The sequence below is a fragment of the Micromonospora citrea genome, from assembly GCF_049629545.1.
GTDB lineage: Bacteria > Actinomycetota > Actinomycetes > Mycobacteriales > Micromonosporaceae > Micromonospora > Micromonospora citrea_A.
On sequence record NZ_JBNADX010000022.1, the window covers coordinates 37,626 to 59,719 of the forward strand.

The 22,094-nt window shown below is 74.8% G+C and carries 23 protein-coding genes and 4 pseudogenes; 11 read left to right on the forward strand and 16 right to left on the reverse strand.

Features of this window, described 5'->3' with window-relative positions; all coding sequences use genetic code 11:
• Positions 1-160 precede the first annotated feature (160 nt).
• The 8 genes and pseudogenes from ACPFP2_RS22030 to ACPFP2_RS22065 all read left to right on the forward strand — a co-directional run.
• Complete coding sequence (locus tag ACPFP2_RS22030) at positions 161-1,399, forward strand: hypothetical protein (protein ID WP_424091066.1); 1,239 nt, start codon at positions 161-163, stop codon at positions 1,397-1,399.
• On the forward strand, positions 1,389-4,145 hold the full coding sequence (locus ACPFP2_RS22035) for a nitrate- and nitrite sensing domain-containing protein (protein WP_424091067.1): 2,757 nt from the start codon (positions 1,389-1,391) through the stop codon (positions 4,143-4,145). The genes ACPFP2_RS22030 and ACPFP2_RS22035 overlap by 11 nt, the downstream gene beginning before the upstream one ends.
• Positions 4,142-4,606 carry a roadblock/LC7 domain-containing protein gene (locus ACPFP2_RS22040; RefSeq protein ID WP_091299877.1) on the forward strand — a complete coding sequence of 155 codons (465 nt, stop codon included), beginning with the start codon at positions 4,142-4,144 and terminating at the stop codon, positions 4,604-4,606. The genes ACPFP2_RS22035 and ACPFP2_RS22040 overlap by 4 nt, the downstream gene beginning before the upstream one ends.
• The gene (locus ACPFP2_RS22045; RefSeq protein WP_424091068.1) at positions 4,603-5,064 is read left to right on the forward strand and encodes a DUF742 domain-containing protein; all 462 of its coding nucleotides are present in this window, start codon (positions 4,603-4,605) and stop codon (positions 5,062-5,064) included. Before ACPFP2_RS22040 ends, ACPFP2_RS22045 begins: the two co-directional genes overlap by 4 nt.
• A 154-nt stretch (positions 5,065-5,218) precedes the next feature.
• On the forward strand, positions 5,219-5,800 hold the full coding sequence (locus tag ACPFP2_RS22050; RefSeq protein ID WP_424091136.1) for a GTP-binding protein: 582 nt from the start codon (positions 5,219-5,221) through the stop codon (positions 5,798-5,800).
• A 45-nt stretch (positions 5,801-5,845) separates the two neighbouring features.
• Positions 5,846-6,313 carry a hypothetical protein gene (locus tag ACPFP2_RS22055; protein ID WP_424091069.1) on the forward strand — a complete coding sequence of 156 codons (468 nt, stop codon included), beginning with the start codon at positions 5,846-5,848 and terminating at the stop codon, positions 6,311-6,313.
• Positions 6,314-6,353: 40 nt separating this feature from the next.
• Positions 6,354-7,055 (forward strand): annotated as a pseudogene (locus ACPFP2_RS22060) (AAA family ATPase); the annotation flags it as partial.
• A 135-nt stretch (positions 7,056-7,190) separates the two neighbouring features.
• A pseudogene (locus ACPFP2_RS22065) lies at positions 7,191-8,750 on the forward strand (AAA family ATPase); the annotation flags it as partial.
• Positions 8,751-8,801: 51 nt separating this feature from the next.
• On the opposite strand, the gene ACPFP2_RS22070 reads toward ACPFP2_RS22065, so the two are convergent.
• The 12 genes and pseudogenes from ACPFP2_RS22070 to ACPFP2_RS22125 all read right to left on the reverse strand — a co-directional run bounded on the left by ACPFP2_RS22070 (position 8,802) and on the right by ACPFP2_RS22125 (position 15,937).
• Positions 8,802-9,155 (reverse strand): gas vesicle protein K, encoded by a 354-nt coding sequence (locus tag ACPFP2_RS22070; RefSeq protein WP_424091070.1) that lies wholly within the window; start codon positions 9,153-9,155, stop codon positions 8,802-8,804.
• The gene (locus ACPFP2_RS22075) at positions 9,152-9,364 is read right to left on the reverse strand and encodes a gas vesicle protein (protein WP_424091071.1); all 213 of its coding nucleotides are present in this window, start codon (positions 9,362-9,364) and stop codon (positions 9,152-9,154) included. The genes ACPFP2_RS22070 and ACPFP2_RS22075 overlap by 4 nt, the downstream gene beginning before the upstream one ends.
• The gene (locus ACPFP2_RS22080) at positions 9,361-10,182 is read right to left on the reverse strand and encodes a GvpL/GvpF family gas vesicle protein (RefSeq protein ID WP_424091072.1); all 822 of its coding nucleotides are present in this window, start codon (positions 10,180-10,182) and stop codon (positions 9,361-9,363) included. Before ACPFP2_RS22080 ends, ACPFP2_RS22075 begins: the two co-directional genes overlap by 4 nt.
• Before the next feature lie 151 nt (positions 10,183-10,333).
• A pseudogene (gene gvpJ, locus ACPFP2_RS22085) lies at positions 10,334-10,486 on the reverse strand (gas vesicle protein GvpJ); the annotation flags it as partial.
• A 49-nt stretch (positions 10,487-10,535) separates the two neighbouring features.
• Complete coding sequence (locus tag ACPFP2_RS22090) at positions 10,536-10,877, reverse strand: gas vesicle protein (protein WP_424091073.1); 342 nt, start codon at positions 10,875-10,877, stop codon at positions 10,536-10,538.
• Between the two features lie 5 nt (positions 10,878-10,882).
• Positions 10,883-11,212 carry a gas vesicle protein GvpG gene (locus tag ACPFP2_RS22095; protein WP_424091074.1) on the reverse strand — a complete coding sequence of 110 codons (330 nt, stop codon included), beginning with the start codon at positions 11,210-11,212 and terminating at the stop codon, positions 10,883-10,885.
• Positions 11,213-11,215: 3 nt separating this feature from the next.
• Complete coding sequence (locus ACPFP2_RS22100; RefSeq protein ID WP_424091075.1) at positions 11,216-11,971, reverse strand: GvpL/GvpF family gas vesicle protein; 756 nt, start codon at positions 11,969-11,971, stop codon at positions 11,216-11,218.
• Between the two features lie 208 nt (positions 11,972-12,179).
• A pseudogene (gvpJ, locus tag ACPFP2_RS22105) lies at positions 12,180-12,362 on the reverse strand (gas vesicle protein GvpJ); the annotation flags it as partial.
• Between the two features lie 41 nt (positions 12,363-12,403).
• On the reverse strand, positions 12,404-13,633 hold the full coding sequence (locus tag ACPFP2_RS22110; protein ID WP_424091076.1) for an SRPBCC family protein: 1,230 nt from the start codon (positions 13,631-13,633) through the stop codon (positions 12,404-12,406).
• A gap of 2 nt (positions 13,634-13,635) precedes the next feature.
• Positions 13,636-14,106 (reverse strand): hypothetical protein, encoded by a 471-nt coding sequence (locus ACPFP2_RS22115; RefSeq protein ID WP_424091077.1) that lies wholly within the window; start codon positions 14,104-14,106, stop codon positions 13,636-13,638.
• A gap of 290 nt (positions 14,107-14,396) precedes the next feature.
• Positions 14,397-14,906 carry a GNAT family N-acetyltransferase gene (locus tag ACPFP2_RS22120; protein ID WP_424091078.1) on the reverse strand — a complete coding sequence of 170 codons (510 nt, stop codon included), beginning with the start codon at positions 14,904-14,906 and terminating at the stop codon, positions 14,397-14,399.
• 131 nt (positions 14,907-15,037) lie between these two features.
• Complete coding sequence (locus ACPFP2_RS22125; protein ID WP_424091079.1) at positions 15,038-15,937, reverse strand: hypothetical protein; 900 nt, start codon at positions 15,935-15,937, stop codon at positions 15,038-15,040.
• A gap of 290 nt (positions 15,938-16,227) precedes the next feature.
• Between ACPFP2_RS22125 and ACPFP2_RS22130 the strand changes: the two genes are divergently transcribed.
• On the forward strand, positions 16,228-16,440 hold the full coding sequence (locus ACPFP2_RS22130; RefSeq protein WP_091299833.1) for a hypothetical protein: 213 nt from the start codon (positions 16,228-16,230) through the stop codon (positions 16,438-16,440).
• On the opposite strand, the gene ACPFP2_RS22135 is transcribed toward ACPFP2_RS22130, so the two are convergent.
• The 4 genes from ACPFP2_RS22135 to ACPFP2_RS22150 all read right to left on the reverse strand — a co-directional run bounded on the left by ACPFP2_RS22135 (position 16,441) and on the right by ACPFP2_RS22150 (position 20,030).
• Positions 16,441-16,932 carry a DUF3263 domain-containing protein gene (locus ACPFP2_RS22135; RefSeq protein ID WP_424091080.1) on the reverse strand — a complete coding sequence of 164 codons (492 nt, stop codon included), beginning with the start codon at positions 16,930-16,932 and terminating at the stop codon, positions 16,441-16,443.
• A 149-nt stretch (positions 16,933-17,081) separates the two neighbouring features.
• A complete protein-coding gene (locus ACPFP2_RS22140) occupies positions 17,082-18,095 on the reverse strand; it encodes an ABC transporter permease subunit (protein ID WP_424091081.1) in 1,014 nt (337 codons plus the stop codon).
• Complete coding sequence (locus ACPFP2_RS22145) at positions 18,092-19,102, reverse strand: ATP-binding cassette domain-containing protein (RefSeq protein WP_424091082.1); 1,011 nt, start codon at positions 19,100-19,102, stop codon at positions 18,092-18,094. Before ACPFP2_RS22145 ends, ACPFP2_RS22140 begins: the two co-directional genes overlap by 4 nt.
• Before the next feature lie 142 nt (positions 19,103-19,244).
• The gene (locus ACPFP2_RS22150; protein ID WP_424091083.1) at positions 19,245-20,030 is read right to left on the reverse strand and encodes a DeoR/GlpR family DNA-binding transcription regulator; all 786 of its coding nucleotides are present in this window, start codon (positions 20,028-20,030) and stop codon (positions 19,245-19,247) included.
• 199 nt (positions 20,031-20,229) lie between these two features.
• Here ACPFP2_RS22150 and ACPFP2_RS22155 point away from each other — a divergent pair, with 199 nt between their 5' ends.
• The gene (locus tag ACPFP2_RS22155; protein WP_424091084.1) at positions 20,230-21,159 is read left to right on the forward strand and encodes an SIS domain-containing protein; all 930 of its coding nucleotides are present in this window, start codon (positions 20,230-20,232) and stop codon (positions 21,157-21,159) included.
• Positions 21,156-22,094, forward strand: a complete 939-nt coding sequence (locus tag ACPFP2_RS22160) for an ROK family protein (RefSeq protein ID WP_424091085.1) — start codon at positions 21,156-21,158, stop codon at positions 22,092-22,094. The genes ACPFP2_RS22155 and ACPFP2_RS22160 overlap by 4 nt, the downstream gene beginning before the upstream one ends.

A 22,094-nucleotide genomic window follows, 5' to 3' on the forward strand; every position in this document is an offset into this window, starting at 1 on the left:
AACGTCAGGTGACATCGCTCGTAGTGACGCAAAACTGACTGATTCGCAACCGTCTCTGGTGCAGCCCCGTCGGTTAGTTTTCCGGTCCGGTGTACGGGACTCCTTCGGCGACCCCCGGCACCCGGACAGATCCCCCGCCGTCGCCGGAGGAGACAGACCCATGACCGTCCCCGCGCAGCGGGTCCGTCGACGCCCCTCCGCCTCGGGCCGCGTCCTGCCGCTGCTGCTCGTCGTGGCGCTGCTGGCCCCGGTGGCGTTCCTCTTCGTCCAGACCTACCGCCTCACCGGCGACGACCGGGACCTCGCCGTCCGCGAGCGGCTCGGCGTCGAGTACCTGCGCGCGCTCGCCCCGGTGACCGAGGCGCTGGTGGACGCCCAGTCCGCCGCCGTGGCCGGCCGGCCCGCCTCGCGCGACGCCCTGGACCGCGCGGTCGAGAACGCAACCCAGGTCGACGTGCGCATCGGCGACGAACTGCGCAGCCACGAACGCTGGGCCGGGCTGCGCGCCAAGCTGGAGGCGCTGCCCGAGAAGTCGCTCACCGACCCCGAGGCCGCGTACGCCGCGTACGGGGAGGTCACCGACCTGCTGCTGGCGCTGTACCGGAAGGTACGGGAGAGTTCCGGACTGGTCCGCGACCCCGAGCCGGACTCGTTCTTCCTCCAGGACGGCATCGGGCGCGACCTGCCGACCGCGGTGGTCGCCGCCGGCCGCCTCGCCGACCTCTCCGCGCTCGCCGCCCGCCGCCCCGCCGACACCCGCGCCCGCACCCAGGGCGAACTGGCCGAGGTGCGGGTCGTCGCGCTCGGCTCCGCCGCCGACCTGGTCGCCGACCTGCGGGCGGCGGTGGACAACTCGGAGCGCACCGACCTCGGCCCCAACGTGCTCACCCCGCTGGACACCTACCAGCGGGCCGTCGAGGCGCTCGCCGCCTACTCCGCGCCGGACGCCCGGTCGAGGACCGGCCTGGCCGACCCGGCCCAGGTCGCCGCCGCCCGGGCCAACGCGCAGTCCGCGGCGCGGCTGCTCCAGCCGGTCATCCTCGACCAGCTCGACGGGCAGCTCGCCGACCGGATCGACGGGTACGACCGGGACCGCTGGCTGGCCGTGGGCGCCGTCGCCGTGGCGGTGCTGCTCGTGGTGATCCTGATCGGCGTGCTGCTCGCCGCGTTCCGCCGGGCCCGATGGCGCGCCACCGAGGCCCGCCGCGCCGCCGACGCGGACGCCGACGAGCCGACCGAGCCGGGTTCCGGCTGGCAGCCGCCGGCCGACCGGGGCGTCCCGACCGCGACCGGCGCAACGGGCGCCCGGATCAGCCCCGAGGACCACCGGCTGCTCCAGCCCGCCGGCACCGGCCGGGACGGCGGAACCGACCGCTGGGGGCCCTTCGATGCTCGCTAGGCTCCGGATCCGGGGCAAGCTGGCCCTGCTGGTGATCATCCCGCTGCTGAGCATGGTCGGGCTGGCCGTGCCGGTGGTGCTCGACCGGGTCGCCGCCGCGCAGCGGGCCGGCGAGATCGCCGACACCGTACGCCTGGCCAACCGGGTCGGCAGCCTCGTGCAGGACCTCCAGCAGGAGCGCATCCTGTCGGTCGGCCTGCTGCTCGGCCGGGTGCAGCGCACCGAACTGGTCCAGAAGTCGGCGGCGGTGGACGACCGGGTCGCCGACATCCGCGCCGACCTGGGCGACCAGCTCTCCGCGGAGACCGTCGCCGCCCTGGACGGCGTACGCAAGCTCACCGACCTGCGCTCCCTGGTGCTCGCCCGCACGGCCACCCCGGCGCAGGTGATGGAGGTCTTCGGCCCGATCGACATGGCCCTGATCGAGTCGCTGCGGCTGGCGTTCCGGGTGGACACCAACACCCCCGCCGGCCGCCAGGTGCTCGCCCTGGACGGGCTGCTGCGGGCCGACGAGGGGCTGGGCGCGTGCGCCACCCTGATCGTGCTGGTCAAGGCGACCTCGGACCCGAGGGTCTCCGCCGCGTACATCGCCTGCATGGCCGCGCTCCAGGTGGACAACCTGCGCTTCCGCAGCCTGATCACCGCCGAGCAGTACAAGCTCGCCATGCTGGACGACGCCGCGGTGGCCGCCCGGACCTCACCGACCTTCCTCGTCGACAGCGTCAAGGACCCGGTCGCGGCGATCAAGGACGTGCCGCTGGACGCGCTCTTCCCCTCGGTCCGCTCGATGATCACCCTCGGGCAGCTGATGGAGAAGAAGATCGCCGCCGACGTCATCGCGGAGGCCACGGCCGACCAGCGGCGGGCGCTCACCACCGCCTGGCTGGTCGGCGGCGCGGCCGTCCTGGTCCTGCTCACCGTCGTGCTGCTCAGCGTGGCCGTGGCCCGTACGGTGGCGAGGCCGCTGACCCGGCTCACCCGCTCCGCCGACCGGGTCGCCCGGGTTGCCGAGGCGGAGCTGGTCCGCGTCGCCGACGACGAGTCCGAATCCGCCCCACCGGTACGCCTCGACCCGGTCGACATCCACGCCCGCGACGAGATCGGCGACCTGGCCCGGGCCTTCGAACGGGTGCAGAGCACCGCCGCCCGGCTGGTCGAACGGCAGGTCGCCGGCCGGCGCAACGTGGCGCAGATGTTCGGCCACGTCGGACGGCGTACCCAGAACCTGGTCGGCCGCCAGATCGCGCTGATCGACCGGCTGGAGCGGCAGGAGACCGACCCGGCCCGGCTGGAGCACCTGTACCGGCTGGACCACATCTCCAGCCGCCTGCGCCGCAACGCGGGCAGCCTGGTGGTGCTCTCCGGCTCCGCCGGCAGCGACGGGCACGTCGCCCCGGTGCCGCTGGCCGACGTGGTACGGCTGGCGCTCGGCGAGATCGAGGACTACACCCGGGTGGACGTCCAGGTGCCGCCCGGGGTGTCGGCCGCGCCCGCCACCGTCGGCGACCTGGTGCTGGCGCTGGCCGAGCTGATGGAGAACGCCACCGTCTTCTCGCCCCCGCACACCCGGGTGGTGGTGACCGGCGAGCTGACCGCGACAGGCGCTCTGCTCTCCGTCGTGGACCACGGCATCGGCATGACCGACGAGCGGCTGGCCGAGGAGAACGCCCGACTGACCCGCCGGGAACGGCTGGACCTGGCCCCGACCGAGGTGCTCGGGCTCTTCGTGGTCGGCCGGCTGGCCCGCCGGCACGGGTGGTCGGTGCAGCTCGCCCCGACCGCCGGGGGCGGCGTGACCGCCCGGCTGGGGGTGCCGAACCCGCTGCTGGTCGTCCGCCGGGCCGACCGGGTGGGCGTCACCGTGGCGCAGGCCGCCGTACCGGCCCGGGACCGGCGGACGGCCGGCGCGATCGACGCGGTCCGGTCGGCTCGCGCGCTGACCTCGGCACCCGGCCACGCCGACGCGACGCCCGGCTTCGACTCCGCCCTGCTGAGCCGGGCCACCCGGAGCATCGAGTCCGCCCAGTCCTGGGACGCCTTCGGGGCGGGCGCCGAGGCGTCGCCCGCCGGGGCGACCGCCTTCCTGGAGATCAGCCGGCCGGTCGAGGAGGCCGGGGAGCCGGCGACCACACAGGGTGGACTGCCGCGACGGCAACGGACCGGTGCGCCGGCGACGACCGGGACGGACACCCCGGCCGCCGGCGGGCCGACCGCCCTCGTGCCGCCGGTCGCCACACCGCCGACCCTCGTACCGCCGGTCGCCACACCGCCGACCTCAGCGCCACCGGGCGCCGCGCCGACCGTCCCGGCGGCGTCCGCGCCGCCGGCCTGGCCGCCGGTGGCCCCGGGAGCGCCCGCGGGGACGCCGACGATCCGGCAGCGGGTACCGGGGGCGAGCCTGCCGCCGGCCGGTCCGGCGACCGGCCCGGTGAACGCCACCTTCGCCGATCCGGAGGCCGCGCGGGCGCTGGTCGAGCAGGTCGAGTCCGGGGTACGCCGGGCCGAGCAGAGCCGGCCGGGCCCGACCGGCGGCCTCGGCGCGACCATGGGCCGGCCCCGGCTGAGCCGGCGGGTGCCCGGGGCGAACCTGGCCGTCACCCCGCCCCAGGCGGCCCCGGTCATCGCCGAACCGCAGGACCCGACCGAGGTCCGCGACCGCGTCACGGAGTTCGAGGCGGGCGTCGCCCGTGCTCTGCGTGAAGTCAGTACCGACCACCGCCACGACCAAGAGGGATCATCACGGTGACCAGCCCCTACCTGCACGACAACGTCGACCGGACGACCGGCGCCGAGCTCAGCCCGGAGGCCCGCACCTTCAACTGGTTGCTGGACTCGTTCACCTCCAGCACCGCCGGGGTGATGGAGGCGATCGCCGTCTCGTCGGACGGGCTGCTGATGGCCATGTCGGCGATCAAGGACCGGTCCAACGCCGAACGCCTCGCCGCCGTGGTCTCCGGCATGACCAGCCTGGCCGGCGGGGCGGCGAGCTGGTACGCCCTCGGCGGACTGAACCGGGTGATCGTCGACATGGCCGACGGGTACCTGCTGATCAGCGCGATCAGCAGCGGCTCGGTGCTCGGCGTGGTCGCCGACCGGTCGGCCAACCTCGGCACCGTGGCGTACGAGATGACGCTCTTCGCCGGGCGGGCCGGCGGCGCGCTGACCCCGAGACTGATCGCCGAGCTGAAGAACGCCGTTCAGCAATGACCCCGCTGGCCGGCGGCGAGGATCCGGACCCGGAACCGCTGGTCCGGATCCGGCCCTACCTGCGGTCGCCGGCACCGTCCGCCGAGGACGAGTCGGCGACCGCCGACCCGGAGGCCGCCCGCCCGGCCGGGCCGCGCCCGTTCGTGCTCACCGCCGGACGGGTCGCCGGCGCGGATCCGGCGATCGGCCTGGAGACCCAGGTGACCGCGCGGGGCGGGACCGCCGTCCCGGCCGCCCGGCTCGCCCCGGAGTTGCAGGCGATCATCGCGCTCTGCGCCCAGCCGATCTCGGTCGCGGAGATCTCCGCCCGGACGCGGATGCAGTTCGGCGTGACCCGCGTCCTGGTCGGCGACCTGCGGGCCGCCGGCCACCTCGACGTGCACGTCGGGGACGTCGAGGACGCCCTTGACCCCGACATCATCCTGCGAGTGATTGATGGACTCCGTGCGATCTCCTGACTGGCCGGTCGCCCCGCTGGGTGGGCTCGCCGCGAACAGCGCCTCCGCCCGCTACGTCGCCCCGGGCGGCAGTCCGGCCGCGCCGCCACCGGCCGCGGTCCCGCCACCGCCGCCGTACCGGCCGCCGACGCCACCGGAGGCCGGACCGACACCGGTGACCCGGAGCGGGTCCGGCTCGGCGCCCATCCCGGTGAAGATCCTGATCGCCGGGGGCTTCGGCGTCGGCAAGACCACGACGGTGGGCGCGATCTCCGAGATCGCCCCGTTGACCACCGAGGCCGAGATGACCAGTGCGGGCATCGGGGTGGACGACCCGGGCACCCGGAGCACGAAGACCACCACCACGGTGGCGATGGACTTCGGCTGCGTCACCATCGACCGCAGCCTGAAGCTGTACCTCTTCGGCACGCCCGGGCAGGCCCGGTTCGGGTTCATGTGGGACGACCTGGCCCGGGGCGCGCTCGGCGCGCTGGTGGTGGTGGACAGCTCCCGGCTCGACGACTGCTACCCGGCGATCGACTACTTCGAGCGGGCCGGACTGCCGTTCGTGGTCGGGGTGAACGCCTTCGACGGCCGGATCGCGCACGACCTCGACGCGATCCGCTGGGCGTTGGCCGTCGGCAACCACGTGCCGCTGGTCCAGTTCGACGCCCGGGACCGGCTCTCGGTACGCGACGCCCTGCTGGTCGTCCTGGACCGGGCGCTGGACCGGGCGACCAGGGAGAGAGGCAGCTGAACCGTTCGGCGCTGCGACCCGTTCTTCAGCGGAGAGGGGGACGTCATGAGAGGTGGTCTGGACGAGGCGCTGGCCCGGATGGCCCGCCGGGAGGAGGCGCTGCGGCGCCGCGGCGGTGATCCGGGCGACGAGGCGCGGGACGCGTCGGCCGGCGCGGTCGAGCCGACGGGCCGGGGCGGGCAACCTGGACATCCCGGGCGGGCCGGCGAGGGCCGGGACCCGGTACGGGAGGTCGTCGAGGCGGCCCGCCGGGTGGTGGACGCGCACCCCGGGCTCGCGGTGACGCTCCGCGTGGAGTACGAGGGGCGGACGTACCCGCTGCGGATCGACTGGACGGAGACCGGCGCCACGGTGGGGCCGGACACCCCGGCCGCGTCCCCGCCTGCCTGGCCGCTGTCGGGGCGGACGGTGCCGGCCTGGACGCCGACCGGTGACGGGCCGGGCGGTGACCCGGCGGCCCGGTTGGCCGAGATGATCCGCCGCGACCCCTCGCTGCTGACCGACGACCGGTGACGGCCCGGCGGGTGGTGCCGCGGGCCGCTACTGTCGGGCGATGGCCGAACCGGAGCTGACCCTCACCGCGAGCCTGCGACCGGCCGCGCTGGACGCGCGGCGCGGCATCGTCCGGCTGCACCCGGAGGTGCTGACCGCGCTCGCGCTGCGCCCCGGCGACCCGGTCCGGCTGGCCGGCCGGCGGGTGACCGCCGGGATCGTCGCGCCCGCCGAGGCGCGGGCCGGCGCGACGGTGCTCCACGCCGACGATCTCGTCCTCGGCAACCTGGGGTTGCGCGACGGCGGGCAGGTGACGGTCTCCCCCGCCCCGGTGACGCCGGCCCGCCGGGTGATCCTGGCCGGCCCGGTGCCCGTCGTCGCGGCGGTGTCGCCGGAGATGCTCCGGCTCGCCCTGCTCGGCAAGATGGTCACCCCGGGCGACGACGTCTCGCTGCTGCCGCAGGACGTGCTCCCCGACGCCTCGGTCCGCGCCCTGGTCGACGCCGCCCGACGCAGCCTGGCCAACACCGTCGGGTACGCCTGGACGAGCACCCTGCTGACCGTGGTCGCGGCCGAGCCGGCAGACGGCGCGCTGGTCACCATGGACACCGTGGTCGGCTGGGAGCACGGCCACACCACCCACGGCGCCGCCCCGGCGAGCGGTGGCCCGGCGGCCGGTGCGGGCGGCCCGGCCGGTGCCACGGCGGGCACGGGCACCGGGAGCACGCTCCCGGGCAGGGCGGAGGGCGGCGGCGCGCCGACCGCGGACGGCGGGACGGGCACGGGCAGCGGCACAGGCGCGGGCGGTGGCCGGGCGACGGCCACCCGCACCGGAGCGAGCGGCGCGACCGGGGTGGCCGGCGTCGATGGAAAACAGGACGACCTGGCCGCGCAGGACGCGCCGCACGTGGACGAGCTGCCCGGGCTACGGGCCCAGGCCGAGGAGCTGACCGAACTGCTCGACCTCGGCTTCCACCACCGCGAGGTGCTGGGCCGGCTCGGCACCACCGTCTCGCTGGGCGTACTGGTGAGCGGGCCGGCCGGATCGGGCAAGTCGGCGCTGGTCCGGGCGGTCGCCGCGACCGTCGGCGCCCGGGTCCGCCGGCTCTGGGCCCCGGAGCTGGCCGCGCTGACCAACGACGCGGCGGCCCGCCGGCTGCGCGAGGCCGCCGCCGGGGTACGCGCCGAGGGACCGGCCGTGCTGCTGGTCGCCGACGTGGAGGCGCTCGCCCCGGCCGACGACGCCGGCCCGCTGGCCACCGTGTTCCGGCAGGTGCTCGCCGAGACCGTCCGGTCCGGGGCGGCGGTGGTCTGCACCACCTCCCGTCCCGAGGCGGTCGACCCGGCGCTGCGCGCCCCGGACCTGCTCTCCCTGCGGATCACCGTCCCGCTGCCCGACCCGGCCCTGCGCCGCGAGCAGTTGACCGTGCTGACCCGGCAGGTGCCGCTGGCCGACGACGTACGCCTCGACGAGGTCGCCGGCCGTACCCCCGGGTTCGTCGCGGCGGACCTGGCCGCCCTGGTCCGCGAGGCCGGGGTGCGCGCGGCGCTGCGGCAGAAGTCGGCGCGGACGCCGACGGTGGCGATGGCCGACTTCACCGCCGCGCTGGAGGTGGTCCGGCCGACCACGATGGCCGCGTCCACCCTGGAGCTGGCCTCGGTCACGCTGGACGACGTCGGCGACCTGGTCGAGGTGAAGCAGACCCTCACCGAATCGGTGCTGTGGCCACTGACCTACCCGGACACCTTCGCCCGGCTGGGCGTGCAGCCGCCTCGGGGGGTGTTGCTGTACGGCCCGCCCGGCTGCGGCAAGACCTACCTGGTCACCGCGCTGGCCGGCTCCGGCCGGGCGAACGTGCTCTCGGTCAAGGGCGCGGAGCTGCTCTCCAAGTGGGTGGGCGAGAGCGAACGCGCCGTCCGGGAGCTGTTCCGGCGGGCCCGGGAGGCCGCGCCCACGCTGGTCTTCCTCGACGAGGTGGACGCGCTGGCCCCGGTCCGCGGCCAGGCCACCGACGGGGGTACGACCGACCGGGTGGTCGCCGCGCTGCTGACCGAGCTGGACGGGGTGGAGGCGCTGCGCAACGTGGTGGTGGTGGGTGCGACGAACCGGCCGGACCTGGTCGACCCGGCGCTGCTGCGTCCCGGCCGGCTGGAACGGCTGGTCTACGTGCCGCCGCCGGACGGGCCCGCCCGGGCGGAGATCCTGCGCGCGTCGTCGCGGAACGTGCCGCTCGCCGAGGACGTGGACCTGTCCGCGCTCGGCGGGGAACTGGACGGCTTCTCGGCGGCGGACTGCGCGGCGCTGATCCGGGAGGCGGCCCTGGCCGCGATGCGGGAGTCGCTGACCGCGTCCACGGTCACCGCCGCCCACGTGGCGACCGCACGCCGCCGCGTCCGTCCCTCCCTGGACCCCGCCCAGGTCGCCTGGCTCGCCGCCTACGCCGACAAACACCACTGACCGGCCGCCGCCACGTCCCGACCGCACTCCGGCAGACCCACGGGGGTGGGGTCAGTCGGTGGGGAGCAGGGGGCCCAGCGGGCCCAGGTCCAGGTTCAGGTCCTCGGGGGCGAGGCCGAAGTACTCGCGCAGTTCGGTCATCTGCTGCTCTAGCGCCATCAGCGTCGCGCCGACCCGTTCGATCTGCTCCTCGGTCAGGTCGCCGAGATCCACCCGGCGCAGCGCCTGCCGTTCCATGAGCTGGCGCAGCAGATCGATCACGGTGAGCACGAGGCTGGCCAGCCCCCGCTCGACCGAGTCCCGGTCGACGGCGAGCCGCCGGTCCAGGGGCTTCACCCGGGGCGCCTGCCAGGTCGCCTCACCGAGCGCGGCGGCAAGCTCGGCCGCCTCGTCCCGCCCGGTCACGACGCGACCTCCGGCGGGACGAGGGCGCCGACCGAGGCGACCAGCGCGCGCAGCGAGATACGGACGAGGTCGATGTCGGCGATGGCCAGGGTGATGTCGCCGGTGATGACCACGCCGGTGCCGAGCACCCGGTCGAGCAGGTCCACCAGGGCCACCGGACGGTAGGCCAGCGGGTCGTCGGCCGTGCTCGGCGCGAGCTGGGTGGTCACCACGCCGCCTCCCGCACGGTGTGCACGGCCTCCTCCTCCGGCCGCTCGGCGACGAACGAGTACGGCGGCCACGGGCCGGTCAACTCCAGCCGGATCTCCGGGTGGCGCTCGGCCAGCTCGCGTACCAGCGCGGCGAAGCCGTCCACGGACCCGGTGCCGACCAGGTACGCGCCGTTGAGCACCATCGCCGTCGGCGCGCCCGACAGCCGCCGGTCCTGCGGGGTGTGCCGGCGTGCCTCGACGGCGTACCCGGCGAGGGCGGCGTGCACGGCGGCAGCCGCCTCGGCGGCGATCCGTTGCCCCTCGTCCCGGGCGGTGAGCTGGGCGCGACGCCGCCGCAGGTACGCCGCACCGGCCCCGCCCCCGCCGGTGGGCTCCTCGCCGCGAGGCAGGGCGCCCGGCACCACGTACCCCTTGACACCCCACTCGCCGCGACCGGTCAGCCGCTCCAGCGCGCCGGTCAGGTCGGCGCGGCGCGCGGCGAGCATCGCGGCGACCCGGGTGTCGTCGTGGTGCACGGTGGCCAGCCGGGCCGGCACCACCGGACCCGTCCGGCTCAGCGCGGCCACCACCGCGTGGTGCGACCGGGCGGCCCGCTCCAGCCAGGCCAGGTCCTCCAGGTTCCGGCGCAGCGCCTCCTCGCCGTACCCGTCCAGCGGGACGGCGCTGACCACGGCGGCCAGGCCGGCGGCGCGCACCGCGCGGACCGCGACGCCGTCCATGCCGGTGACCGTGGCCAGTACGCCGTCGTCGGCGTCGGAGACCACGCCGTGCAGCCAGGCGCCGACGGTGACCGCCGGCTCAGCCGTCGTACTCATTCCACTCCTCCCGTGCCGCCCGGCGGGCGACCCTGGGCCGACGCTCGGCCTCCACCTGCTCGGGGTCGCGCGGGCCGGGCTCGACCGGCGGCCGGGCCTTCGAGCTGAGCCACGGGTCGTGCTCCCACCAGTCGATCCCGATCTGCCGGGCCGTGTCGACCGAGGCGATGACCAGCCGCAGCTTCAACGTCAGCAGCTCGATGTCGAGCAGGCTGACCCGGATGTCACCGGCGATCACGATGCCCCGGTCGAGGACCCGTTCGAGGATGTCGCCGAGGTTCGCCGGCTCGTGGCCGGCCCCCATCACCTGGCCGGTGTTCTGCACCACCGACGGTTGCCGTGGACTGGTCATGTCAACCCCCGTCGCCCTTGCCGCGCTGGTAGCGGCGGGCCCGCCGGTAGCCCAGCAGCTGCCCCTCCATGTCCAGCTCCACCTCGTAGAGGCCGAGCAGGTCGGTGGAGGCGGGGATGCGGTGGTCCTCCACCACTTCCACGCCGACCAGCCACCCGTCGTCGGTGGCCTGGATCGAGGTGATCCCGAGCGGGTCCTTGCCGGTGAGGGCGACGATCTGCTTCAGCCCCTCCCGGGCCGCCTCGGCCGTCGAGATCGGCTCGTAGTCCTCGTCGTCGTACCGGGTTTCGGGGTCCGGTCGTCGCTCCCGCTCGCCGTCGCCGCGGATCCGTCCTGGCGCCAATCCGCTCACCTCCCTCGCCGTCGGTCGTGGTCGTCACGTCGGGCGGCCGGCCGGCGCCGGGTGCCGGCGGGCCGCCGCGTGGGGCGGTCCGCCGGCGCGGCGACGCCACCGCTGGTCCCGGTCAGCCGGTCCAGCACCTGCTGCTGGGCCCGGTCCCGTTCGGCTGCGGTGAGGTCACCGGAGCGCGCCGCCTGGTCCAGTTCCTCCAGCTCGCGCCGGATGTTGGCCGGGTCGTACTGCTTGGCCTCCGCCTCCCGGGCGATCGCCTTCACCACCGCGGTGAGGCCGCGCACCGGGGCGTACGGCAGGGTCAGCAGTCCCCACAGGATGTCCACGGCTCACTCCACCAGCTGATGGGCGCTGACGAAGTCGTACGGGGCCATCGGGCCGAGCAGCCTCGTCCGCATCAGGTCCCGGCGCTGCTCGGCGAAGTCCTCCAGCACCCGGACGAAATCCTCCTCGTCGTCCACCCCGACCAGGAAGGCCACGTTGGCCGCGTCCAGCTCGTCGCTGGGCTGGCGCGGCGCGTGCTGCACCGCCAGGTCACCGACCGCGTCGATCAGTGCCCGGTTCTCCGTCTCCCGGCGCAGCTCCACCGCCTGGGCGATCATCTCGCCGAGACGGATGCGCTGCTCCCGGCTCTCGATCTCCGGGCGGCCCCGGACCTGCTCGGCCAGCGCCGCCGCGTCCGGGTTCTCCGCCAGCAGCTCGCTGATCAGCTGCTGCTCGTCGAAGCGGCCGTGCACCGTGTACTGGACCCGGTCCTCGAACTCGTCGAGGGCGGCGGCGAACCGGTCGTGGTGCGCCTCCAGCAGGTCGGCCACCGCGTCCGGCCCGGTCACCACCGTGCCGAAGCGCACCGGCAGCACCGGCGCGACCTCCGCCGTCCCGTCCAGCAGCGTCTGGTACGCCGTCAGGTCGGCCGGCCGACCGATGGGCTCCTCCAGCCCCACCTCGCTGACCAGCACCGCCAGGTCGCCGTGGCGGACGACGTCCACCTCGCCCGGCGGTTCGCCGACCCCGGCGGCGTCCGGGGTCGGCTCCACGTCGGACGGCACGATGCCGTACAGGAACAGTCCGTTCTCGTCGGCCATCTCAGCGCTCCTCGTCCCGGCGTCGGCGCGGGCGCTCCCGCTCCCGGTCGGACCCCCGGTCGCCCAGCGAGTCCACCACCGCGCCGCTGATCTCCTGGGCCGCCTTGCCGAGGCCGGAGATCGCCTTGCCCTTGGTGACCGCCCCGGTCGCGCCGTCGACCAGGTCGGGCAGGCCCTTCTGGTCCTCGGGCACGATGGCCAGCCGGTCGACCGCCTCGGCGAACCGCAGGTACGTCTCGACGCTGGCGATGACGATCCGGGCGTTGATCTCCAGCAGCTGGATGCCGACCACGGCGACGGAGACCTGGGCGTCGATCACGACGCCCTTGTCGAGCACCGTCTCCACCACGTCGGCCAACGAGCCGCCGCCGCCGTTGCCGCCACGCTCCAACGCGCTGCCGGGCTGCCCGCCCCCGCTGGTCGTCGCGATCGTCATTCGCCGCGCTCCTCGCGCCGGCGGCGGACCACCGGACGGCGGGGCGCCTCCGGGCGGCGGGCGGCCGGGCGGGGACGCTCCTCGCGGGGCTCGCGCTCCTCCCGGGGCTCCCGCTCGGCACGGGGCTGCGGGCGGCGGGCCCGCTCCGGCTGACGGCGGCGCGGCGGGGGCTGCTCCTCCTCGGGCTCCTCCTCGTCGTACCCCTCGTCGTAGTCCTCGCCCTCGTGGTAGTCGTCGTACTCCTCCTCCTCGGGGGGACGACGACGCTGCGGCGGCCGACGGCGCCCGCGGGCGGCGGGCCGGCGCTCCTCCTCCGGCTCCTCCTCGGCCTCGGGCTCCTCGACCTCGGGCTCCTCGGCCTGGGCCTGCTCGACCTGCTCGCGGGCCTCCTGCTCCTCCTGGAGCGCGGTCTCGTGGTCCTTGACCACCTGGGAGTCCTCGATCTCGCCCCGCCAGCCCTCGACGGAGTCCGGGTCGAGCACGGTGCTGGTCATCACGTGCCGTACGAAGTGCTTCAGCTCCAGCCGCACCCGCCGGCCCTGCGCCCGCCAGAGGTTGCCGGTGTGCTCGAAGAGGCCCTTCGGGTGGTACTCCAGCACGACCAGGATGCGGGTCAGGTCCGGGGTCAGCTCGTGGAAGCTGACGGTGCCGTCCACCGTGCCCTTCTCGCCCTTGGACCGCCAGTGGATGAGCTTGTCCGGGATCTGCCGGACGATGGTCGACTCCCAGCTGCGGTGCGACCAGAAGACCTGCGCCCGCCAGGTCATCTTCTCGTCCGAGTCGTTCTCGGCCTGCTCGACCTTCTTCATGAAGCTCGGGAAGTCGCCGAAGGTCGTCCACTGGTTGTACGCGGCCCGGACCGGTACGCCGACCTCGATCGTCTCGACGATGTTGGTGACCTTGAGCTTCTTGCCGCCGCCCTTGCCACCCTTGCCGCCGCCGAACGCCGACATCAGCTTCTCCTTACCGCCGGCCAGACCGGCCTGGAACATGGCCTTCATCGGGGAGTCGCCCTCGGCCAGCTTCTGCGCGCCGGTGGCCGCCGCGATCAGGCCGGGACCGCCGCCCGTCTTCGCGTACTCGCTGAGCCGCCCGGTGGCGCCGGTGAGCCGCTCGGTGACCACCGAGACGGCCCGCTCGCCGATCGCGGACGCCAGGTCCTTCAGGTCGTTGCCGAGCTGGTCGCGGGCCTTGCCGGCGAGACCGCCGGCGGGATTCGTCACCATGGTCACCGCCTCCGCTTCGCAACCGGGCGCTCGGCCGGCTCGTCGTGGTCGGCCCCGGGCTGCTCGTCGAGTTCCTGCTCCTCGTCCGGCGCGGAGCTCTCGTCGCCGGCCTGGTCGTCGCCGGCCTCGTCGTCGCGGGCCTGGTCCTGACCGGCGCCGCCGGTGGACTTGCGGCGCAGGGCGTCGGCGCTGCCGCGCAGCCGGCCGCTGACGGCGTCGATGCCGCTGCTCGCGGCGGCGGTCGCGGCGGCCTTGCCGGCCGAGGCGAGCGGGCCGCCGAGCTTGCCCAGGTTGGCCAGTTGGGGCGACGAGTTCAGCAGGTCACCGCCGCGCTTGAGCAGCTGCCCCGGGTCGCGGCTGGCCCGGCCGGCGGCGACCGCGGCGGCCAGGGTGAGGGCGGTACGCAGCTTCCTGCGCCGCCCGAGGAGGTATCCGGCACCGACCGCGAGGCCGATCCGCATTCCGCTCTTCATCAGTTCTCCTTCACTCCCCGGTGGTGGGACGACCCGATCCACCGCAGGCCGGAAGACAACTGCCGGGGAATCAGCACGTGGCGGGCCTGTGATCGGATGTCCCGTATCAGCGGACCCGGCCGGCAGTACCCGCGGCCCCCTTCGCGAAACATTTCCCCGCGAATTCCGGAATGGGTCACCGCGGAAACGGGAAAGGCGGAGGCAGGGCGGTACGATCAGGAACGAAGCGGACATGTGATGCGGGTTGAACAGGGAGGATCCGAGACCGGTTCAGACCTCGCAAATAATTGTCAGAGCGCCGGCGGCGTGGCGTCGAGACAGATTTCCGCGTGCACCCTGTCGCCATTCTCCAGCAATTTGGCACCGCATTTACGGAGCACTTCCACCGCGCCCGCGTTGTCCCGCGTGGTGTCGGCGACGACGGCCTGCATGCCGGCGGCCGCCGCCGCGTCCATCAACTCCCGCAGGGCGGCCACGCCGAGACCCTGCCCCCGGGCGGAGCGGCCGAGCCACATGCCGGTCTCCACCACACCGGGCTCGTCACACCGACTCATCCGGACCATGCCGACCACCTCGCCACCGGCGAGGATCGCGTACATCAGGGTGCGGGTGGGGCCGTCCAGGCCGGCGAAGCTGGCCCGGTGGAACTCGCGGAACGCCTCCCGGCGGGCCGCCGACCAGCCGGCCGGGGCCTCGACCGGGGGCATCACGTCGTCCGGCTCCGCCTCGGCAACGGCTACGGAGAGCAACGGCTCCAGATTCCGCTCGTCCACCGGCTCCAGTCGTACGGCACCCCTCACGAGCCGGAGTCTGCCGTCCCATTCACCGCTCGTCCAGCCTTTCGGCGGTGGACTGGCCCTCCGTCCCCCGGTATCGGCCGGTCGGACCACCGGGGTGGTCCACGTCACGCTCCGCTGTCGGAGGGTGCGGTTCAGTCGCGTGACGGGAACTCGCAGAGCACCGCCGACGCGTCGTCGGCGCGCTTGTGCCGGCGCAGCCGGTCCGGGTGCTCGCGCTCGGCGGCGCGCACCCGGTCGATGAGCGCGCCCGGCCCCTCGGCGGTGACCAGGTCGAGCAGCCCGGCCCAGTCGAGGAGCCCGAACTGCTCGACCGCGCAGGAGGCGCCGTCGCTGAGCAGCACCGCCCGGCGCACCGCGTCCGGCCCGCGCAGCGGTAGCGTCCCGGTGACCGCGTGGTACGCCGCGTCCGGGTCGGTCGCCGCGACCCAGTAGCCGTGCGTCCGGTTCATCCGTTCCCGCTGCACCGCCACCGCCTGCCGGAACCGGGTCTGCGGGTCGATCCCGTCGGCCGGCAGCCCCGCCGCGATCCGCCTCAGGTCGGCCATGGCGACGTCGAGCCGGTCGTCGGAGACCACCTCGACCCGCCCACCGACGTCGAGGACCAGCGGGCTGTCGCAGAGCACCAGGTAGTCGATCTCGTCGACGCCCTCCCGCAGCAGGCAGACCGTCGCCGACGGGGTGCCCGGGTGGTCCAGGTCGCAGTTGTCGCCGTGGTCGGCGCGGACCGCGAGCAGCGCCGCCGCGAGGCTGCTCACCAGGGTCGCGGCCGGTCGCGCGGCCACCGCCAGCCCGATCCGGGCGGCCAGGTGCCGGACGAACCAGGCCGGCCCGTGCACGCACCCGGTGTCGAAGCCGTCCGGCACCGTGGCGCCGTCGAGCACCCCGACCAGCGGGCCGAACCGGAAGACGACGTCCTCGTTCTCCAGCCGTCCGGGGGCGGCCACCGAGGCGGAGCGGACCCGCATCGTGGACGCCTCCCCGACCGTCCGGACGGTGTGCCCCGCCGGGTGCCGCGCCTCCGGTCCCGCCATCTCGCCGCTCCCTCCTCGCTCCCCGGGCCCGGCTACCCGGACCGGGGCCCGCCATGCCCGCCGCCGCTCGGCGCACCCGGTTCGGCCACCGCGTCCGGCCCGGTCACCACCGTGCCGAAGCGCACCGGCAGCGAGCGCCGCCGGAACCGGGATCACGGAAACCGAGCGGTACACCACGGTCACCGACGGTAGCGTCAGAGGCGGTCGGCTTCCCGGGTCAGCACCGGGCCGACGCGGCGGGACGACCCGACCGCGCCGGGGGAGCCGTACGACGCGACAGGGGGATCGCCATGTTGGAACGGTTGCACGAGTCGGGACTGAAGGCGGAGCACGCCTACCTGGCGGGCTTCGTCAGCATCGGGCTCTCCTTCACCAGCTGGTTCCTCTCCAAGCACCTGGAGCGCGCGGGGGTCGCCCGGGCGGACCGCTGGGGCATCTTCATCGGGGAGTGGGCCCCGACCTTCTTCGCCCTCGGCAACGGCCTGCGCACGTACGAGAAGTGATCAGCGACGGCGGTTGCGGGCGCGCGACGAGCGCAGCCGGCGCAGCCGCCCGACCAGCACCGGCTCGGCGGCGAGCGCGGCGGGCCGGTCGAGCAGGCCGTTGAGCAGTTGGTAGTAGCGGGTGGCGGAGAGGCCGAAGGTGTCGCGGATGGCCTGCTCCTTCGCCCCGGCGTGCCGCCACCACTGCCGTTCGAAGGCCAGGATCCGCTGCTCCCGCTCGGTGAGCGTGTCGGCGGCGGCAGTGTCCCCGTCGGACGCGACGGCGGCAGTGTCCCCGTCGGACTCCGCACCGGTCGCGACCGCGCCGGCGGGAGAGGCCGGCGCGCTGTCGTCCGGCAGCCGCCCGGCGACCTCCGAGGCGGAGCCGGTGCTCTCCACCGAAGGGACGGGACGCGGCGGCGGGACCGTACGTCCGGTGACGTCGGTGGTGGCCCGGCCCGACGACGGCTCGGACCGGTCGGCGGCGGCCGGGGCGGCGTCGGCGGGGGGCATGGCGCTCCTCAGCAGGGCGGACGTCCGGTGGGGCAGGCCGACCGGAGGGGGACACCCAGCCTAACCAGGGCGGGCGACGATCGCAGCGGACGAGGGCCCGCGCCGACCGGGGTCGGCGCGGGCCCGTCACGTGCACCGGGCGGCACGGGTCAGGTGACGTCCCGCCGGCGCATCAGCCAGAAGGCGGCGATCAGCACCAGGGCCGCACCGAGCCCGAAGAGCAGGCCCGACTGCTGCCAGGTGACGATCATCTCCTTGGGCTCGCACGCGCCCTGGACGAACTGGCAGGAGTTGTAGTCCACCAGCTTCCACTGCTTCTGGAACCAGGCCATCGCGTAGGTCGAGAGGACGTACCGGTCGCCGAACGGGACATCGGCGATCGCCGTGCCGATCCGCACCCCGATCTCGCTGACCACGCCGAGACCGACCGCGACACCCAGCGCCATCGCGGTGTGCCGGCCGATCGAGGCGAGCGCGAACGCGACCGCGCCCACCGCCAGGATCAGCGCCAGCGCACGCAGCCCGTCGAGGCCCACGGACTGCCAGACCCCGCCGGTGACCTTGGCGGTGGTGCCCCGCCACGTGCCGATCAGCCAGAAGGCCAGCGTCCAGAGCGCGCCGAGCACCACGGTCACGCCGGTGAGCACGGTCAGCACCGCGGCCAGCTTGGTGCCGAGCACGGCCAGCCGTCTGGGCCGCCAGAGCAGCAGGTTCATCATTCCGCCGGTGCTCCACTCCGCTCCGACGAACGACGCCCCGACCAGGAAGGCGAAGAGCCCGACGGCGCCGGCGAAGACGGCCACGAAGATGCCGAACTCCGCCCGGAAGTCGAACTGGTACGGCAGGTTCCACTTCGGATCGAACATGTCCGGCTGCGGCTGCCAGTCACGACCGCAGTTCGGGCCGTACCGCTCCTCCGTCTGCTCCCCGCGCGCCTGGGCGGCGTCGCACTCGGCGACCGACTTCTGCCAGTCCTGGACGGCCTGCCGGTACTGCGCGTCCGACTCCGCCTGGGCCTGCGCCACGACGGCCGGCGAGAGCTTGTGGCTGGAGAAGGCGAAGACCGTGGCGATGCCGGCCAGACCGACGACGAGCAGGACCAGCAGCATCCGGGTCAGCCGGCGCTTGGTCAGCCGGCGCAGCTCGGTGACGTACAGACTCATGCTCCCCAACCCCCTCCGGCGACGCCGGGCTGACCCGTCCCGCCGACCTTCGCGGACTCGTCGACCTGGCGGTGCTGACCGGGCACCGGCGCGGTGTTGGTCAGTTCGAGGAAGACGCTCTCCAGGTCGACCGCGACCGAGGCCAGCTCGCTGACGTACAGGTGGTGCTCGGCGAGGAGCCGACTGACCGTGGCCGGCTTGTCGACGCCGCTGAGCATCAGGTGGTCGGGCTGCCGGGTGACCGGCACGCCGGCGCGTCCGAGCACCTCGGCGGCGGCGGCCAGGTCCTCCGCGGCGTCCAGCCGGACCCGTACCGCGCCGTGCGAGTGCGCGGCGAGCACCTGGTCGACCGGCCCGAAGGCGACCCGGCGGCCGAGCGAGATGATGGTGACCGAGTCGCAGATCAGCTGGATCTCGCCGAGGATGTGGCTGGAGAGCAGCACGGTCATCCCGGACGCGGCGAGATCACGCATCAACGTGCGCATCTCCCGGATGCCGCCCGGGTCCAGGCCGTTGGCCGGCTCGTCGAGGATCAGCAGTTTCGGGTTCTTGAGCAGGGCGGACGCGACCGCGAGCCGCTGCTTCATGCCGAGCGAGTACGTCTTGACGCGCTCGCCGGCCCGGTCCCGCAGCCCGACCAGTTCGAGCACCTCGTCCACCCGCTCGGCGGGCACCTCGCCGGCGCCGGCGAGCAGGGAGAGGGTGTCCCGTGCCGAGAAGTGCGGGAAGAACTGCGGGCTCTCCACGATCGCCCCGATCTGCCCGGCCACGGTGGGCAGCGCGGCCGGCACCTCGTGCCCCAGGACGGCCATCCGGCCGCCGTCCGGCCGGATCAGGCCGAGCAGGGTCCGCAGGGTGGTGGTCTTGCCCGACCCGTTCGGGCCGAGGAAGCCGTGCACCTGGCCCGCCTCGACCCGCATGTCGAAGCCGTCCAGCGCGTTGCGGGTGCCCCGCCGGCGGCTCTTGTACGTCTTACGTAGACCTTCGATCTCCAGGACAGCTGACAAGCTGTGCCTCCCCCGATGGTGGCTGGATGACGACGGTCACCATACTCGGTATACCCGGCACGGCAATACCCGGTATGCATCGGTGGTTCGGCTGATGTCCCGGTGACGCCAAGTGACGGCGGTGGCGCGGGCGGCGGCCCGGTCAGGCGCAGATGACGTTGACCCCGGCGGCCCGGAACGCCTCGACCACGTCCGGCGACGCGCCGGAGTCCGTCACCAGCGTCTCCACCCGGTCGACCGGGCAGATCCGGGCGAAGGCGTGCCCGCCCAGCTTGGACGAGTCCGCGATGATGACGACCCGCTTGGCCCGGGCCACCATCAGGTTGTTCATCGCCGCCTCGCCCTCGTGGTGGGCGGCGGCGCCGAGCTGCGGGTCGACCGCGTCCACCCCGAGCAGGGCGACGTCCAGGGTGACCTCGCGCAGCAACGCCCCACCCAGCGGGCCGACCAGCTCGAAGGACTTCGGCCGCACCACGCCGCCGGCCACCACGACCTTCATCCGGGACCGGACCAGCAACTCGTTGGCGATGTTCAGGGCGTTGGTGACGACCGTGAGCTGGGCGCCCTCGGCGCTGGTGTTCAGGTCGGGGCGGACGGCCAGGGCCCGGGCCACCTCGGTGCTGGTGGTGCCGCCGTTGAGGCCGACCACGGTGCCCGGGGAGACCAGCGCGGCGGCGGCCGCGCCGATCCGCTGCTTCTCGGCGGAGTGCTTGGCGGTCTTGTAGCGCAGCGGCAGGTCGTACGAGACGCCGTTGGCGACCGCGCCGCCCCGGGTGCGGGTGATCATCTGCTGCTGGGCGAGCTGGTCGAAGTCACGCCGGATGGTGGCCTGGGAGACGTCCAGCCGCTCGGCCGCCTCCTCGACGCTGACCCGGCCGCTGTCGGTCAGCATCTCGAGCAGAGCGTTCCATCTGGCGTACCGGTCCACCGCGGGGGCCTCCGTTGACTCTGCACGTTCGGTGATTGATTGCGTGCACAGTAGTGCGCGAAACTACGAGGGCGCAAAACTTCGGCCTGCGCGATGTGGGAGCCGGTTGCCACGGCCACCCCCGTACGCGCAGAATGACGCGCGAAAGTAGGCTGTAACGAGCCGTATTGCGCACCACCTCCCCGTACGAGGAGTTCTCATGGCGTACGTCGACGCGGAGATCGCGAGCCAGCCCGACTGCTGGCGGGAGGCGGCACGACTCGCCGGCACCGTCACCGCCGACCTGCCCCGCCCCGGCGAACGGGTCGCCGTCGTCGGCTGCGGCACGTCCTGGTTCATGGCGATGGCGTACGCCGGGCTGCGCGAGCGCGCCGGCCACGGCGAGACGGACGCCTTCCAGGCCAGCGAGTTCCCGGCCGGCCGCCGCTACGACCGGCTGATCGCGATCACCCGCTCCGGCACCACCACCGAGGTGCTCGACCTGCTCGCCGCGCTGCGCGGCCGGGTGCCCACCACGGTCCTCGTCGGTGACCCCGACTCCCCCGCCGTCGAACTGGCCGACGCCGCGGTGACCATGCCCTTCGCCGACGAGCGGTCGGTGGTGCAGACCCGCTTCGCCACCACGGCGCTGGCGCTGCTCCGCGCCCACCTCGGCGACAACGTCGAGGCGCTCGCCGCCGACGCCGAGGTGGCCGTCCGGGCCCCGCTGCCGATCGACCCTGCGACCATCGGGCAGGCCACGTTCCTCGGCCGGGGCTGGACGGTCGGGCTGGCCCAGGAGGCCGCGCTGAAGTGCCGGGAGGCGGCCACCTTCTGGGCGGAGGCGTACCCGGCGATGGACTACCGGCACGGCCCCATCTCGATCGCCGGCCCCGGCCGGCTGGTCTGGGCGTTCGGCGAACTGCCCGACGGGCTGCCCGAGGACGTGGCGGCCACCGGCGCGGCGTTCGTGCACAGCCGGCACCACGGCTGCCGGGCGGTGCTGGGCAGCTGGGCGGCGGGGCGGACCCCGGTCGACCCGATGGCCGACCTGATCCTGGCGCAGCGCTTCGCGGTCGCGCTGGCCACCAGCCGGGGCCTCGACCCGGACGCGCCCCGGCACCTCAGCCGGTCCGTGGTGCTCGCGTGACCGACGCCCCCGCCGGGCGCGGTGAGCCGGTCGTCGTCGCGCTGGACGTCGGCGGCACGGGGATGAAGTGCGCCCTGGTCCGCCCGGACGGCGAGGTCGTGCACGCCGAACGGCACCCCACCGGCGCGGAGCGCGGCCCCGCCGCCGTGGTCGACACCATCCTCGACGTGGCCGAAGGGCTGGCCGGCAAGGCCCGCTCCGACGGTCTCACCCCGATCGCCTGCGGCATCGGCGTGCCCGGGCTGGTCGACGACGCCGCCGGGGTGGCGGTCTGGTCGTCCAACATCGGCTTCCGGCACGTACCGCTGCGGGACCTGGCCGCCGCCCGGCTCGGGCTCCCCACGGCGCTCGGCCACGACGTGCGCGTCGGGGGTCTCGCCGAGACCCGGCTCGGCGCGGGCCGCGACGTCGGGCACGTCCTCTTCGTCGCCGTCGGCACCGGCATCGCCGCCGCCCACGTGGTCGGCGGGTCGGCCACCACCGGGGCGCACGGCGCCGCCGGCGAGCTGGGCCACATCCTGGTACGCCCCGGCGGCCCGCGCTGCGGCTGCGGGCGGCCCGGCTGCCTGGAGGCGGTCTCGTCCGCCTCGGCGATCGGCCGTCGGTACACCGAGCTGGCCCGGGGGGCGTTGGTCACCGCCGCCGAGGTGGCCGGGCGGGCGGCGGCCGGGGAGGAGCTGGCCGGGCGGGTCTGGCAGGAGGCCGTCGACGCGCTCGCCGACGGCCTGGCCACCGCCCAGGCGCTCTTCGACGTGGAGACAATGGTGATCGGCGGCGGGCTTGCCCGGGCCGGCGCGCAGCTGTTCGACCCGCTGCGCGCGGCGCTGCGGGAGCGGATCACCTTCCACCGGGAGCCGCGCCTGGTCGCGGCGGCCCTCGGCGACGAGGCGGGCTGCCTCGGCGCCGCCCTGTTCGCCCTCGACAGTCTGGAGTGA

What these genes read in the sequence shown, in the direction of transcription:
- ACPFP2_RS22030 (WP_424091066.1), top strand. Translation starts at nt 161, where the DNA reads ATGACCGTCCCCGCGCAGCGGGTCCGTCGACGCCCCTCCGCCTCGGGC.
- ACPFP2_RS22035 (WP_424091067.1), top strand. Translation starts at nt 1,389, where the DNA reads ATGCTCGCTAGGCTCCGGATCCGGGGCAAGCTGGCCCTGCTGGTGATC.
- ACPFP2_RS22045 (WP_424091068.1), top strand. Translation starts at nt 4,603, where the DNA reads ATGACCCCGCTGGCCGGCGGCGAGGATCCGGACCCGGAACCGCTGGTC.
- ACPFP2_RS22055 (WP_424091069.1), top strand. Translation starts at nt 5,846, where the DNA reads ATGAGAGGTGGTCTGGACGAGGCGCTGGCCCGGATGGCCCGCCGGGAG.
- ACPFP2_RS22080 (WP_424091072.1), bottom strand. Translation starts at nt 10,182, where the DNA reads ATGAGTACGACGGCTGAGCCGGCGGTCACCGTCGGCGCCTGGCTGCAC.
- ACPFP2_RS22100 (WP_424091075.1), bottom strand. Translation starts at nt 11,971, where the DNA reads ATGGCCGACGAGAACGGACTGTTCCTGTACGGCATCGTGCCGTCCGAC.
- ACPFP2_RS22110 (WP_424091076.1), bottom strand. Translation starts at nt 13,633, where the DNA reads ATGGTGACGAATCCCGCCGGCGGTCTCGCCGGCAAGGCCCGCGACCAG.
- ACPFP2_RS22115 (WP_424091077.1), bottom strand. Translation starts at nt 14,106, where the DNA reads ATGAAGAGCGGAATGCGGATCGGCCTCGCGGTCGGTGCCGGATACCTC.
- ACPFP2_RS22125 (WP_424091079.1), bottom strand. Translation starts at nt 15,937, where the DNA reads ATGGCGGGACCGGAGGCGCGGCACCCGGCGGGGCACACCGTCCGGACG.
- ACPFP2_RS22130 (WP_091299833.1), top strand. Translation starts at nt 16,228, where the DNA reads ATGTTGGAACGGTTGCACGAGTCGGGACTGAAGGCGGAGCACGCCTAC.
- ACPFP2_RS22135 (WP_424091080.1), bottom strand. Translation starts at nt 16,932, where the DNA reads ATGCCCCCCGCCGACGCCGCCCCGGCCGCCGCCGACCGGTCCGAGCCG.
- ACPFP2_RS22140 (WP_424091081.1), bottom strand. Translation starts at nt 18,095, where the DNA reads ATGAGTCTGTACGTCACCGAGCTGCGCCGGCTGACCAAGCGCCGGCTG.
- ACPFP2_RS22155 (WP_424091084.1), top strand. Translation starts at nt 20,230, where the DNA reads ATGGCGTACGTCGACGCGGAGATCGCGAGCCAGCCCGACTGCTGGCGG.